Origin of the sequence: Flavobacterium sp. N502540 (genome assembly GCF_025947365.1) — a bacterium.
Classification (GTDB): Bacteria; Bacteroidota; Bacteroidia; order Flavobacteriales; family Flavobacteriaceae; genus Flavobacterium.
Map to the genome: position 1 here is coordinate 1,239,130 of NZ_CP110012.1, position 13,420 is coordinate 1,252,549.

A 13,420-nucleotide genomic window follows, 5' to 3' on the forward strand; every position below is an offset into this window, starting at 1 on the left:
TGGAATTTAGCTAATTTGGAATTTAATTGTTGTATTTTTAGTCCCACGAAAATTAGAATTTTATTATGAAAAAAGTATTATTTACAACCTTAATAATGATGAGTTTAAACGCTATCGGACAGAATGTAATGTCCCCAGAATTGTTATGGAAATTAGGAAGAGTGAGTGCACTCGGCCTTTCAAAAGATGCAAAAAATGTTGTTTTTAAGGTTTCGACCCCTTCGGTTGAAGAAAACAAATCGTCTTCTAAATTTTACATCATTCCTGTAGGTGGTGGAACTGCAACTGAAATTAAAGACACTAAAGAAGTTTTGGCAGACAAAAACGTTTCGCCTGACGGAAAATTTTTAGTGTACAACGAAGAGGTGAAACTGGAAAAAGTTCTAGGTAAAGATTTTTATCCAAAACTGGATAAATCAGATGCTCAGATTTATGACGGATTGGATTATCGTCATTGGGATACCTGGAATGAAGGTAAATTCAATCATGTTTTTTACAAAGAAAACAAAGAAGGGGCTGCCGGAATTGACATCCTGAAAGGTGAAAATTTTGATTCTCCACAAAAACCTTTTGGTGGTGACGAAGATTACATCTGGTCTCCTGACGGAAAAAGCATTTTATATGTATGCAAGAAAAAAGCAGGAACTCAATACGCGATTTCTACTAATACTGATATTTACGAGTATAATTTAGAAACTCAGAAAACGACAAACAGAACCGAAAGTAATTTAGGTTACGATACAGCGCCACAATTTTCTCCAACAGGAAACTTAACCTGGCTGCAAATGAAACGTGACGGTTATGAAGCGGATAAAAACGATCTTATTGTTGAATTTAAAGGCATCAAAACAAATTTAACGGCAAACTGGGATGGAACTGTAGATAATTTTATCTGGAGTAAAGACGGTAAAAATGTATACTTTGTAGCTCCGGTTGATGGTACAAAACAGCTTTTTACAGTTAACTTTCCGGGATTGACCAAAATCGCTATTCAAGTCCGTCAATTAACTAATGGAGATTTTGATGTGAATGATTTAGTAGGTTTTGCCGGTGATGATATTATTGTCACCAGAAATGATATGAATCACGCTCCGGAAATTTATTCTTTTAATTTAAAGAAAAACACCTGGAAACAAATCTCAAATGTAAATACAGAAACCTACAAAACAGTAGCGCTTAGCAAAACAGAAAAGCGTTATGTAACTACTACAGACGGTAAAAAAATGTTGGTTTGGGTAATTTTACCTCCAAATTTTGATGCTTCTAAAAAATATCCAACCTTATTATTCTGTCAAGGTGGGCCACAAAGTGCTTTAACACAATCGTATTCTTTCCGTTGGAATTTCTCATTAATGGCTGCAAAAGGCTATGTGGTGGTTGCACCAAACCGTCGCGGAATGCCGGGTCATGGTGTAGAATGGAACGAGCAGATTAGTAAAGATTGGGGCGGACAGGTTATGGACGATTACCTATCAGCGATTGATGATGTTTCAAAAGAAAATTATGTAGACAAATCCCGTTTAGGATGTGTAGGCGCAAGCTACGGAGGATATTCTGTGTTTTATTTAGCAGGTATTCACAAAAACCGTTTCAAAACTTTTATCGCTCACGATGGTGTTTTCAATACTGTGAGTATGTTAGGAACTACTGAAGAAGTTTTCTTTAACAACTGGGATTTTGGAGGTCCGTACTGGGAAAAAGACAATGCAGCTGCTCAAAAATCGTATACTGTTTTTAACCCTGCAACAATGGTTCAAAACTGGAACAGACCCATCTTAATTTTCCAGGGAGGAAAAGATTTCCGTGTACCAATCGGACAGGGACAAGAAGCTTTTCAAGCAGCACAATTAAGAGGACTTAAAAGCAGATTTGTGTATTTCCCTGATGAAAACCACTGGGTTTTACACCCGCAAAACGCTCAGGTTTGGCAAGGTGAATTCTTCAAATGGCTGAACGAGACACTTTAAGCCGAAATATATTAAATTAAAAAATAGCCACAGATTCTAAAAATCTGCGGCTATTTTATTTTCCGGGTCCTCTTAATTATGTAAAACATTAGCATTATTTTGTATTTCAAAAACCGAAATTTTAAATAAATTGCACTGATTTCCAATATAAACATCCAAAAACCTATAACATTACCCCATGGAGAGTAAAAAAAGTTACATGCCGATAAAAGTACTCTTCAGTTATATTGCTCTACTGGGATTAGTGGTTACCGTGGGGTGGTTTTTGTATTCAGAAAATGTGGTTTACAATAAACTCGAAAGTAAAATTGCTTTTGAAAAAACTAAAATCTTAAAAGTAAGCAAACTGTTTTCTAACGTTTACAAGACCGAAAGTTTAGCCAGAAAAACCATTCAGACCAATTCTGAAGCTGATTTTAAAAGTTACCTTATCGAAACCGATTCTTTGAAATGCAGAATTGATACTTTAAAACAAATTGTTACCACACAATATCAAAAGACCCTGCTGGACAGTGTTACATATCTGTTGTCGGAAAAGACAAAAAACATTAAACAGTTAAAAACCATAAAAAATAAAGCCGACGATGAAGTTTCGGTAAATACGGCAATTGATGAAATTACTAAAATGGAGTTTAAACTCCGAAAATTAGAACTTCAGGATTTCAACAAGAATCCGAATCAATTAGGGAGTTATCAGCGCAATGTACTTCAAAAATATGTGGATTATCTCAATCAGAATATCCCTGACGATAGTACGAACACCTTGAGCAAACAAGCCTCGGATTCAATTTTGGCCAATTCGAAGAAACTTTTAAGCAATGTAAAACTGAAAGCTGAAAAGAAAAAAGAATCCCTAAACTTCGAAGAAAACAAATTATTAAAAAATGAAATCGCGATTTCAGAACAACTACGAAAAGTACTTCGAATTATCGAAAGAGAAATCATCATCAACTCGATAAAAAACAATTCTTTAAAAGAAAAATCACTTAAAAAAGTAAATGATATTGTTACGGCTTCGGCTATTATTGGTTTGGTGCTGACTTTATTTTTCTCGATACTAATTGTGAGTGATTACTCTAAATCGCAGGTTTATAAAAAGAAGCTGGAAATTGCGAATTTTAAAACCAAAAACTTACTAAAAAGCCGCGAACAACTCATTTCTACCGTGAGTCACGATTTAAAAACCCCTTTAAGTACAATTGTAGGATATTCAGAATTGCTGGGTAATTCTGAGGTGAATTCCAAGCAGTCTTATTTCATCAAAAACATTAAAAATTCTTCTGAATATATTACACAACTGGTTCAGGACTTATTGGACTTTTCTCAAATCGAAGCTGGAAAAATCACCATTGAAAAGGTCCCATTTTTATTGCCGGAAGTCATCGACGGAGTCGCCAAGAGTATTCAAACCGTTTACCAACAAAAGAACATCGACCTGATTATTAACGTCGATGAAAAATTGAATGCCCGAATTGTTGGAGATCCTTTTAGACTAAAACAAATTCTGAGTAACATTATTGGGAATGCTTATAAATTTACCGAAAAAGGCTTCATAAAGATAAGTGCTTACACCACAGAAAATGATGATTTTTTTGTTGTTTCCATTCAGGATTCAGGAATTGGAATCGAAAAAGGGAATCAGAAATTAGTTTTCGAAGAGTTTGCACAGGCGAATGAGGGAATCGAAAAAAAATACGGCGGAACCGGCTTGGGATTATCCATCTGTCAAAAAATAATTTCGATTTTAGGCGGAAGCTTAAATCTTGAAAGTACTTTTGGGAAAGGAAGTACTTTTCAAATTCAACTTCCTCTATTGTTCGATAACAGTCAGAATTTAGCAGTTGAAGAAAAAGAATCCATTATACTGAATACTCCAAAACAAACATTCATAGTTCTTGACGACGATATTAATCTTCTGAATTTAACGAGTGGTGTTTTGAGACAGGAAAAACATGAGGTATTTTCTTTTAACAGTGCCGAAAAAGCTCTTGAAGCAATTGGAAACACTCCTTTCGATTTTATCATTACTGACATACAGATGCCGGAAATGGATGGTTTTATGTTCCTGGAAAAACTCAAAAACAGCGGTTACTCCACTTTTAAAAACCAGCCCGTAATTGCTTTAACCGGAAGAACTGATCTGGATGCTGCGATTTATACCAAGGCAGGTTTTACCACGGTAATTCAAAAACCTTATTCGCCTAAAATACTGTTGGAGACGATTCATCTAATTTTGGAAAACGACACTTTGCCCAATATTGACATTAACAAAGAGGAAGAAACTGTAAATTCAACATTGTATTCTCTGGATACCCTTAAAGAATTTCTAGGCAACGACAATGACGAACTAAAAGAAATTCTGAAATCGTTTATCGAAAACAGCTCTGAGAATCTGAACGCTTTAGAAAATGCCTTTAGGGTAAAAAACACGGCCGAGATTAACTCAATTGCACATCGAATGGCACCTATGTTCAAGCAAATTCAGACACAAGAGATTAGTGAAATTTTAAAAACTTTAGAAAGCACAAATCTTGATATTTCTGAAGTAGACAGCATTCTGAGCACCTTAAAATCTAAAACTAATATTCTTTTTGATGCCTTACAACAAGAAATAGTTTAATCTATATTGTAATGCTTTAATTTATTGTAAAGCGTTTTTCTGGTAATCTTAAGTAATTTTGCTGCTTCCGATTTGTTATTCTGCGCTCTCGACAACGCCTGAATAATGGCTTCTCTTTCATTTTCGGATAACGAAAAATTGTCGTTGGAACTTGTCGGCTTTTGTATCTGAAAAAATTCTGCCGGCAGAACGTCACTTTCGATAAATTCACCTTTGGACAACAATGTTGAACGTTTGACACAATTTTGCAGTTCACGTAAATTTCCCGGCCAGTTGTAATTTTGAAAAATCGCAACTACTTCGGGTGAAAATCCAATCACCTCTTTGTTCAGCTGCTGGTTTGCTTTTTCGAGGAAATAATCTGCAAAAACCATCAAATCTTCCTCCCGCTCTTTTAAAGAAGGTGACAGTATCGAAAACTCGTTGATTCTATGGTATAAATCTTCTCTAAAATCGCCGTTTTTCACTGCCTCACGCAAATCTTCGTTCGTAGCGGTAATAATGCGTATATCGACGTTTATTTCTTTATTACTCCCAACAGGTTTAATTTTTCGTTCCTGAAGCGCTCTTAACAGTTGAATTTGATTCTCATAAGAAAGATTCCCAATTTCATCCAGAAAAAGAGTTCCGCCATTAGCTGCTTCAAAATAACCCATTTTGTCGCTGATAGCACCGGTGAAAGATCCTTTTAAATGTCCGAAGAATTCACTTGCTGCCAATTCTTTCGGAATAGCTCCGCAATCGACCGCAATAAAATTATTGTTTTTCCTTAAACTTTGCTGATGGATACTTTTGGCAATAATTTCTTTTCCGGTTCCACTCTCTCCAATAATTAAAACCGACATATCTGTCGGACTTACCAGTTGAATATGATCCAGAAGTTTTTTAGACGCTATAGAAATCCCTTTTACAAATTCGTTTTCGGTGGCAGTTTGTTTTTTTGTGGTTTTCTTCTCTTTCACCACTACTTCATCCGTCTCCTCTTCTGAGGCTTTTAAAGCATTTGTAATGACCAGTAAAACTTCATCAGGGTTGAAAGGTTTTGAAATGTAATCGGCTGCGCCATTTTTGATGGCTTTAACAGCAGTATTAACATCAGAGTAGCCTGTCATCAAAATTACCGGAACTTGCGGGTATGCCGTTTTAATTTCGGCCATAAGTCCGATACCATCAGAATCAGGTAAACGGAGATCTGTTAAAATCAAATCGAAAGATTCTTTTTTGATTGCAACTCTGGCTTCCGCAGCTGAGAAAGCAATGGCTACTTCGTATGTTTTTTTGATTAGAAATTTCTCTAATAATTTGCAGAACGAAATATCATCTTCTATCAGTAATATCTTTGCCATTTGTTTCTGAGGACTTTTTTGCTAAAATAATACTAATAAAATTGTCTTTTCACAAAATTATGTAAAAAAAAGAGATTGCTTATCGCAATCTCTTTTTCACCAAAAACATAAATCTAAAATTCACCTAATTATATCTTCAACCAGTTGCCGTTGACATCTGAAAAAACAGTAGCCTTTTGGTCCCCAACTGATATTTCAAGTTTATATTCCTTTTTTTCGTTTACCCATGCTTTCGCGAGTTTTGCACCAGGATACGCTGTTTGCAATGCAGTTTTCACAGCAGCTGGCACAGCATCTGCAGCAACTTCTGTATATTCTGTCTGAACATTAACAGCAATTTTTATTTGCTTCTGAGAAACAACAGTATTCGCAGAAACGGATAAACTTCCTAAAACAACTGCTACTGATAAGGCTAACTTTTTCATATTATTCTTTTTTAATATTTCGGGGCAATGACTCCTTTGTCATTTGTGAAAACAAAATGTTTGTCCTGATCGGCCCCAGAATTAAGTTCTAATTTGTACTGCTTTTTCGGATTTACATAAGCCTTTACAAGCTTTGAACCTGGAAAAGATTTTTCTAAAGTCGCTTTAACTTCAGCAGGAAGTGCTTCTGGTTTTATTTCCTTAAAATCATCTTGAAATTTAACAACATTCAAAACTGATTTTTTTAATGTAGTCGCTTCTGCATTCGTTAATAAACCTCCTAAAATGATGACAGCTGATAAAATTAATTTTTTCATAAGTACTTGCTTTTTTTAATTACTATTAGCTGATAAAATTAGGCAATTATTTTTTAAGAATATTTCCGGAAGCATCTGTAAACACAGTGTATTTTTTATCTCCGCTGGAAATTTCCAATTTATACTCATCCTTCTCACTCTTATACGCTTTTTCAAGTTTTGTGTTAGGGAAAGATTTTTCGATTGTTGACTTTACTGCAGCCGGAACTGCATCTGTACCAATCTCTTTGTATTCATCCTGAACAATTACAGATTGAATGTCTGAAGTTTTCACTGTCGAAGTTGCTGCCTGAACTGATAAACCTCCAAGAACAATCGCTGCTGATAAAATTAACTTTTTCATAATAAATGGTTTTTATGGGTTACTAATCGTTATTTTTTAAGAATATTTCCGGAAGCGTCTGTATAAACGGTAGATTTTTCTCCTCTAACGGTTATCTCAATTTTATACTCCTTCTTTGCATTTACATAAGCTTTGTCCAGTTTTACTCCCGGATAAGCATTGTCTAATGCGGTTTTGATCGCAGCCGGAACTGCATCAACTTCTTTATATTCATCCTGAACACTTACAGTTTTCACCAATAAACCTGTCATTGTTCCATTTCCTGCCTGCATAGACAAACCACCTAACAAGATAGCTGCCGATAAGATTAACTTTTTCATAATGATCCTTTTTAATGGTTCTTATTAATTATTTTTTGATCCAGGTTCCATCTGCATTTGCATAAAGAGAGCCTACTTTGTCACCTACTGTAACACTAAGCTTGTACTCTGCTTTTTCATTTTTGTATGCTTTTGAAAGTATTGCATCCGGATACGCTTTTTTAAGAGCATCGATTACAGCAGCAGGAACTTCTTCCACTTTAATTTCAGTGTACTCGTCCTGGATAACTGCTATTTTTACGATTGTATTTGATATTGGAGAAGTTGAAGCAAATGATGTTAAACCTCCCAAAACGATTGCGGCTGATAGAAATAAATTTTTCATAGTGTGTATATTTTAGTACTCTTAATTTTATTTTAATGTTCTTAATTTGAATAAACATAAGAACGGCTTTACCTTATTTTTTAATCCAGGTTCCGTCTGCATTAGCAAAAAGGTTACCTACCTTTTCTCCTACTGTAACGTCTAATTTGTACTCAGATTTTTCGTTTTTATACGCTTTTGTAACTACAGCGCTTGGATATGCTTTTTTCAAAGCTTCCGTAATTGGAGCAGGTAGCTCTTCTAATTTGATCTCTGTATATTCGTCTGCAACAGAAACCGTTTTAACGATAGTGTTTGCAATTGGAGCATTTGATGCGAATGATGTTAAACCTCCTAAAACAATTGCGGCTGATAAAAATAAATTTTTCATAATGTGTACGTTTTAAATTATTAATAGTTGTTTACGCTTTAGATAATGAAATTATTATGCCATAACGAAAACGTTGTACCTATAACGACTTAAATCCTTGTTTTTAAAGGAATTAAACCATTTATGCCAAAATTTAAAATTTACAAAAAGTGTGTAACTCAGGCAAAACCTGTATAAAAAATACACACCGGAAGTGTTTACTTCACCAAAAAACAAACCCGATAAGTTTCTAAAACCTATCGGGTTTACCAGTTGGTAACATAAAAAAAGGCTGTTGAAAAATCAACAGCCTTTAATTTTATTCCTCTATAGGTTTCATTTTAAATGTATCCATAAAAGCAGTAGTATAATCTCCTGCAATATATCTTGGGTCATCCATCAATTGTCTATGGAATGGTATTGTAGTTTTGATGCCTTCAATAACAAATTCATCTAAAGCTCTTCGCATTTTGCTGATAGCTTCTTCTCTTGATTGTGCCGTTGTAATTAACTTTGCAATCATAGAATCGTAGTTTGGCGGGATGCTGTATCCGGAGTATACGTGAGTATCTAAACGAACACCGTGTCCTCCTGGCATATGAAGCGTAGTAATTTTTCCTGGTGAAGGACGAAAATCATTATAAGGATCTTCAGCATTAATACGGCATTCGATAGCGTGTAATTGTGGTAAGTAGTTTTTTCCTGAAATTGGAATTCCGGCCGCTACCATAATTTGCTCACGAATTAAATCATAATCAATTACTTGTTCAGTGATCGGGTGCTCCACCTGAATACGGGTATTCATTTCCATGAAATAGAAGTTTCTGTGTTTGTCCACTAAAAACTCTACAGTTCCGGCTCCTTCGTACTTAATGAATTCTGCCGCTTTTACAGCCGCTTCTCCCATTGCCGCACGCAATTCATCAGTCATGAATGGTGAAGGTGTTTCTTCAGTTAATTTCTGGTGACGACGTTGTACAGAACAATCTCTTTCAGAAAGGTGACATGCTTTTCCGTATGAATCTCCAACAACCTGAATTTCGATATGACGTGGCTCTTCGATAAGTTTCTCCATGTACATTCCATCATTTCCAAATGCAGCGGCAGCTTCCTGACGTGCACTTTCCCATGCTTTCAATAATTCATCTTCTTTCCATACCGCACGCATTCCTTTTCCACCACCACCGGCAGTAGCTTTAAGCATTACCGGGTAACCAAATTCTTTAGCTAACTTTTGTGTTTGTTCGAAAGATTCCAATAATCCGTCAGAACCTGGTACACATGGAACTCCTGCAGCTTTCATTGTTGCTTTTGCAGAAGCTTTATCTCCCATTCTATCAATCATCTCAGGAGCTGCACCAATAAATTTGATTCCGTGCTCCTGACAAATTTTTGAGAATTTAGCATTCTCAGAAAGAAATCCATAACCTGGATGTATTGCGTCTGCGTTAGTAATTTCGGCAGCAGCAATTATATTTGACATTTTCAAATACGATAAGTTACTTGGAGGGGGACCAATACAAACCGCTTCATCAGCAAACTTAACATGTAAACTTTCAGCATCAGCTGTAGAGTAAACCGCTACAGTTTTGATTCCCATCTCTTTACATGTACGAATTACACGAAGTGCAATTTCTCCTCTATTTGCAATTAATATTTTTTTAAACATCTTATTTTAATTAGATAATTAGACAATTTGATCATTAGATAATTTTAGATGTCTGTATTAATTCTGTCAGATCAATCTAAAATCTAAAATCTAAAATCTAAATTTATTTATGATGGATCAACTAAGAATAAAGGTTGGTCAAATTCTACAGGAGACATATCGTCAACAAGAATTTTTACAATTTTACCTGAAACTTCCGATTCGATTTCGTTGAATAATTTCATTGCTTCAATTACACAAAGAACATCACCTTTTGCGATAGTGCTTCCAACTTCAGTAAATACTGGTTTGTCTGGAGATGGTTTTCTGTAAAAAGTTCCAATAATTGGAGATTTAATAGTAATGAATTTAGAATCTTCAACAGCAGCAGGTGCCTCAGCACTTACATTTACAACTACCGGAGCTGTTTGTTGAGGAGCAACTGCTTGTGGCAATGCAGCCTGAGCTGGTAACTGTTGTACATAAGTAGCTTCAGTTACATTTGTTTCTAAAGTTGTTCTGATCGTGATTTTCACATCATCCATTTCCAACTTTACTTCTGCAACACCCGAATTTGCTACAAATTTGATTAGGTTTTGAATTTCTTTTAAATCCATAATGATTCGTTTTTAGTTTTGATTTATTTTTTATCGTATGCCCATTTTAGGTAAATAGATCCCCAAGTGAATCCTCCACCAAAAGCGGCAAAAATAATATTATCTCCTTTTTTAAGCAAATGTTCAAAGTCGCTTAATACTAATGGTAACGTAGCTGAAGTGGTGTTACCATATTTTTCAATATTCACCAATACTTTTGAATCCTCAAGATTCATTCTGCTTGCAGTAGCATCGATGATACGTCTGTTTGCCTGATGTGGCACTAACCAATTCACGTCCTGATTCGTAAGATTGTTTCTTTGCAAAATCAATTCACTGGCATCAGCCATATTGGTTACAGCGTATTTAAAAACGGTTTTTCCGTCCTGAATAATATTGTGTTGTTTGTTTTGTACGGTCTCCGCTGTAGTTGGAGTTAAAGAACCTCCTGCAGAAATTTTAAGAAAATCGCGTCCTACACCGTCGCTTCGTAAGTATTCATCTTGTAAGCCTAAGCCTTCATAATTAGGTTCGAATAAAACGGCTCCCGCTCCGTCACCAAAAATAATACAAGTTGCTCTGTCTGTATAATCTACAATTGATGACATTTTATCGGCACCAATTAATAATACTTTTTTATATCTTCCTGACTGCACGTAAGCTGCAGCGGTAGACATTCCGTATAAGAAACTTGAACATGCCGCCTGCAAATCATAAGCAAATGCATTGGTAGCTCCAATTTCTGTCGCAACAAAAACTCCTGTAGAGGCTACCGGCATATCTGCTGTAGCTGTTGCCATTATAATCAGATCAATCTCTAACGGATCAATATTAGCTTTTGCTATTAGATCCTGTGCTGCTTTTATAGCAAGAAACGATGTCCCTTTATCAGCATCTTTTAAAATCCTTCTTTCTTTAATTCCGGTACGAGTAGTAATCCATTCGTCATTGGTATCGACCATCGTTTCCAAAACTTTGTTCGAAAGTACAAAGTCGGGAACGTAAGCTCCAACAGCGGTAATTGCGGCTGTGATTGTATTCATTATATTCTATTATTTCGTTTCAAATACAGCGTATCTGAAAAATTTTTAAAAGACTTGAAAATTACAAAAAAAAACGAAATTAATTTGCAGTTATTTTCTTAAAAAAAGAAAAGTATAACCAACAAAAAAAACTCTCACTATGTGAGAGTTCCAGTATCATTTACAAAAACGTATTAAGCAACCGCTACAGATTTATCGATAACAACTTGCCCTCTGTAGTACATTTTACCTTCATGCCAGTAAGCTCTGTGGTATAAATGTGCTTCTCCAGTAATAGGACATGTAGCGATTTGAGCTACAGTAGCTTTATAATGTGTTCTTCTCTTATCTCTTCTTGTTTTCGAGATTTTTCTCTTAGGATGTGCCATTTTACTATATTATTTATCCGTTAATAGTTTCTTTAATTTGTCCCAACGCGGGTCAATATCTTCTTCTTGTTTACTCTCTTTTTTCTCTTCTTTAACCGTTAGTTCATTCAGTTTTTTTAAAGCGTCAGTTTGCAAACTGCCGTCTTTCACTCCAGGATGAACTCGTTTTAGAGGTACCGACAGTGCAATCATTTCATAAATGTACTGTGCTACATCAATTTCATGCTCTCCATGCGGTAAGATTAAAAGCTCTTCATTATCATTATTGAATTCTTCTCCAAAACGAACAATTAATTTCATTTTACCTTTTAAAGGCAAATCAAAATCTTCGCTTGTCAGATCACAAGGTACATTTACAGTCCCTTTGTGTCTGAATTCCAACTCTAACATGTTGCTTTTCTTATCTAAAACTAAACCTACTTTGATATCAGAACTTTGAAATTCGTCGTAATCAAAGTTCGCAAAGAACGTGTTACTTATTTGATACTCAAAATGGTGTTTTCCTAGTTTTAATCCTACGAAAGGAATTAAAAATTCTTTTGTTTTGCTCATTTCAACATCAATTTGTCCAATCCGTATCTAAAACTCAGATACCTGAATTGGGGTGCAAAGATATAAAATTATTATAAAACTAATAATCTTATTCACCTTTTTTTGTTTATAACTGTTTTTCTTTTATTTTGAGTGGTTTTTCAGTAATCTCCTCATACTGATTACGCGAGCGAAAAATATCTATTGCAAGATAAACCGCCTCCTTAAATGAGTTAAAATCTGCCATGTCTTTTCCGGCAATATCATAAGCCGTACCATGATCCGGAGAGGTTCTAACCTTATTTAAACCCGCTGTATAATTCACTCCTTTACCAAACGACAAGGTTTTAAACGGAATCAATCCCTGATCGTGATAAGTAGCTACAATAGCATCATACTTTTCATATTGACCACTTCCAAAAAAACCATCTGCCGAAAATGGCCCAAAAACCATCGTACCTTTATCAAAGATTTTTTTCAAAGCTGGCTTCAAAATCAAATCTTCTTCTTTACCAATCACACCTCCATCACCACTATGCGGATTCAATCCTAAAACGGCAATTTTTGGCTTAACAATACTAAAATCCTGAACCAGCGATTTTCTGATCGTTTCAATCTTTCTGATGATTAGCTCTTCTGTCAAATGTGAAGAAACCTCATTCAACGGCACATGATCGGTAAGCAAACCTACTCGCAAATTATCCTGAACCATCATCATTAAAGCATTCCCCTCTAATTCTTTGTCCAGATAATCAGTATGTCCCGGAAATTTAAAATCTTCCGATTGAATGTTGTATTTGTTTATTGGCGCCGTTACCAAAACATCTACCAAACCTTCTTTTAGCGCTTTGGTAGCCGCAACAAATGATTTAATTGCGTACTCGCCTATTTTCTCATCATTTTTACCGAAGTTAATATCAACTCCTTCTTTCCAAAGATTAAAAACATTGACTTTTCCCGGTAAAACCTGCTCTAATTTATCAACACCGTGAAACTGAACAGTCGACGTGAAGCTCTTTTTAACAAAAGAAAGTATTTTGGCGTTTGCAAAAATAACTGGCGTACACATCTCCAACATACGAGAATCTTCGAATGTTTTCAATATAACTTCGCTTCCAATACCGTTTAAATCTCCAACCGAAATTCCAACAATTATATTTTCTGCTTTTTTATTCATGAGCTCAGGTTATTTATTACTAATTTTGATGTGCAAATTTAGTAA

At 35.2% G+C, this 13,420-nt stretch carries 15 protein-coding genes; 2 read left to right on the forward strand and 13 right to left on the reverse strand.

What is annotated here, in order from left to right:
* Positions 1 to 65 precede the first annotated feature (65 nt).
* Both OLM58_RS05665 and OLM58_RS05670 read left to right on the forward strand, forming a co-directional pair.
* The gene (locus OLM58_RS05665; RefSeq protein ID WP_264531526.1) at positions 66 to 1,967 is read left to right on the forward strand and encodes a S9 family peptidase; all 1,902 of its coding nucleotides are present in this window, start codon (positions 66 to 68) and stop codon (positions 1,965 to 1,967) included.
* 178 nt (positions 1,968 to 2,145) lie between these two features.
* Positions 2,146 to 4,587, forward strand: a complete 2,442-nt coding sequence (locus OLM58_RS05670; RefSeq protein ID WP_264531527.1) for an ATP-binding protein — start codon at positions 2,146 to 2,148, stop codon at positions 4,585 to 4,587.
* Here the strand turns inward: OLM58_RS05670 and OLM58_RS05675 are convergent.
* The 13 genes from OLM58_RS05675 to pdxA all read right to left on the reverse strand — a co-directional run bounded on the left by OLM58_RS05675 (position 4,584) and on the right by pdxA (position 13,375).
* Positions 4,584 to 5,933 (reverse strand): sigma-54-dependent transcriptional regulator, encoded by a 1,350-nt coding sequence (locus tag OLM58_RS05675; RefSeq protein ID WP_264531528.1) that lies wholly within the window; start codon positions 5,931 to 5,933, stop codon positions 4,584 to 4,586. The genes OLM58_RS05670 and OLM58_RS05675 overlap by 4 nt on opposite strands.
* A 128-nt stretch (positions 5,934 to 6,061) precedes the next feature.
* Positions 6,062 to 6,358, reverse strand: coding sequence for a hypothetical protein (locus OLM58_RS05680; RefSeq protein WP_264531529.1), 297 nt, complete (start codon positions 6,356 to 6,358; stop codon positions 6,062 to 6,064).
* Between the two features lie 11 nt (positions 6,359 to 6,369).
* Complete coding sequence (locus OLM58_RS05685) at positions 6,370 to 6,675, reverse strand: hypothetical protein (protein WP_017496271.1); 306 nt, start codon at positions 6,673 to 6,675, stop codon at positions 6,370 to 6,372.
* Between the two features lie 46 nt (positions 6,676 to 6,721).
* Positions 6,722 to 7,018 (reverse strand): PepSY-like domain-containing protein, encoded by a 297-nt coding sequence (locus OLM58_RS05690; protein ID WP_017496272.1) that lies wholly within the window; start codon positions 7,016 to 7,018, stop codon positions 6,722 to 6,724.
* Between the two features lie 29 nt (positions 7,019 to 7,047).
* Positions 7,048 to 7,338, reverse strand: a complete 291-nt coding sequence (locus OLM58_RS05695; protein ID WP_264531530.1) for a hypothetical protein — start codon at positions 7,336 to 7,338, stop codon at positions 7,048 to 7,050.
* A 28-nt stretch (positions 7,339 to 7,366) separates the two neighbouring features.
* Positions 7,367 to 7,663, reverse strand: coding sequence for a hypothetical protein (locus tag OLM58_RS05700; RefSeq protein ID WP_264531531.1), 297 nt, complete (start codon positions 7,661 to 7,663; stop codon positions 7,367 to 7,369).
* A 73-nt stretch (positions 7,664 to 7,736) separates the two neighbouring features.
* Complete coding sequence (locus tag OLM58_RS05705) at positions 7,737 to 8,033, reverse strand: hypothetical protein (RefSeq protein WP_017496275.1); 297 nt, start codon at positions 8,031 to 8,033, stop codon at positions 7,737 to 7,739.
* A 298-nt stretch (positions 8,034 to 8,331) separates the two neighbouring features.
* A complete protein-coding gene (gene accC / locus OLM58_RS05710) occupies positions 8,332 to 9,681 on the reverse strand; it encodes an acetyl-CoA carboxylase biotin carboxylase subunit (RefSeq protein WP_017496276.1) in 1,350 nt (449 codons plus the stop codon).
* A gap of 107 nt (positions 9,682 to 9,788) precedes the next feature.
* Positions 9,789 to 10,277, reverse strand: a complete 489-nt coding sequence (gene accB / locus OLM58_RS05715; protein ID WP_264531532.1) for an acetyl-CoA carboxylase biotin carboxyl carrier protein — start codon at positions 10,275 to 10,277, stop codon at positions 9,789 to 9,791.
* Between the two features lie 23 nt (positions 10,278 to 10,300).
* On the reverse strand, positions 10,301 to 11,299 hold the full coding sequence (locus OLM58_RS05720) for a beta-ketoacyl-ACP synthase III (RefSeq protein ID WP_264531533.1): 999 nt from the start codon (positions 11,297 to 11,299) through the stop codon (positions 10,301 to 10,303).
* A 173-nt stretch (positions 11,300 to 11,472) separates the two neighbouring features.
* Positions 11,473 to 11,667: a 50S ribosomal protein L32 gene (gene rpmF, locus OLM58_RS05725; RefSeq protein ID WP_007137315.1), complete on the reverse strand. Its 195-nt coding sequence runs from the start codon at positions 11,665 to 11,667 to the stop codon at positions 11,473 to 11,475.
* A 9-nt stretch (positions 11,668 to 11,676) separates the two neighbouring features.
* Complete coding sequence (locus OLM58_RS05730; protein WP_264531534.1) at positions 11,677 to 12,219, reverse strand: YceD family protein; 543 nt, start codon at positions 12,217 to 12,219, stop codon at positions 11,677 to 11,679.
* Positions 12,220 to 12,325: 106 nt separating this feature from the next.
* Complete coding sequence (gene pdxA, locus OLM58_RS05735; protein ID WP_264531535.1) at positions 12,326 to 13,375, reverse strand: 4-hydroxythreonine-4-phosphate dehydrogenase PdxA; 1,050 nt, start codon at positions 13,373 to 13,375, stop codon at positions 12,326 to 12,328.
* Positions 13,376 to 13,420 lie beyond the last annotated feature (45 nt).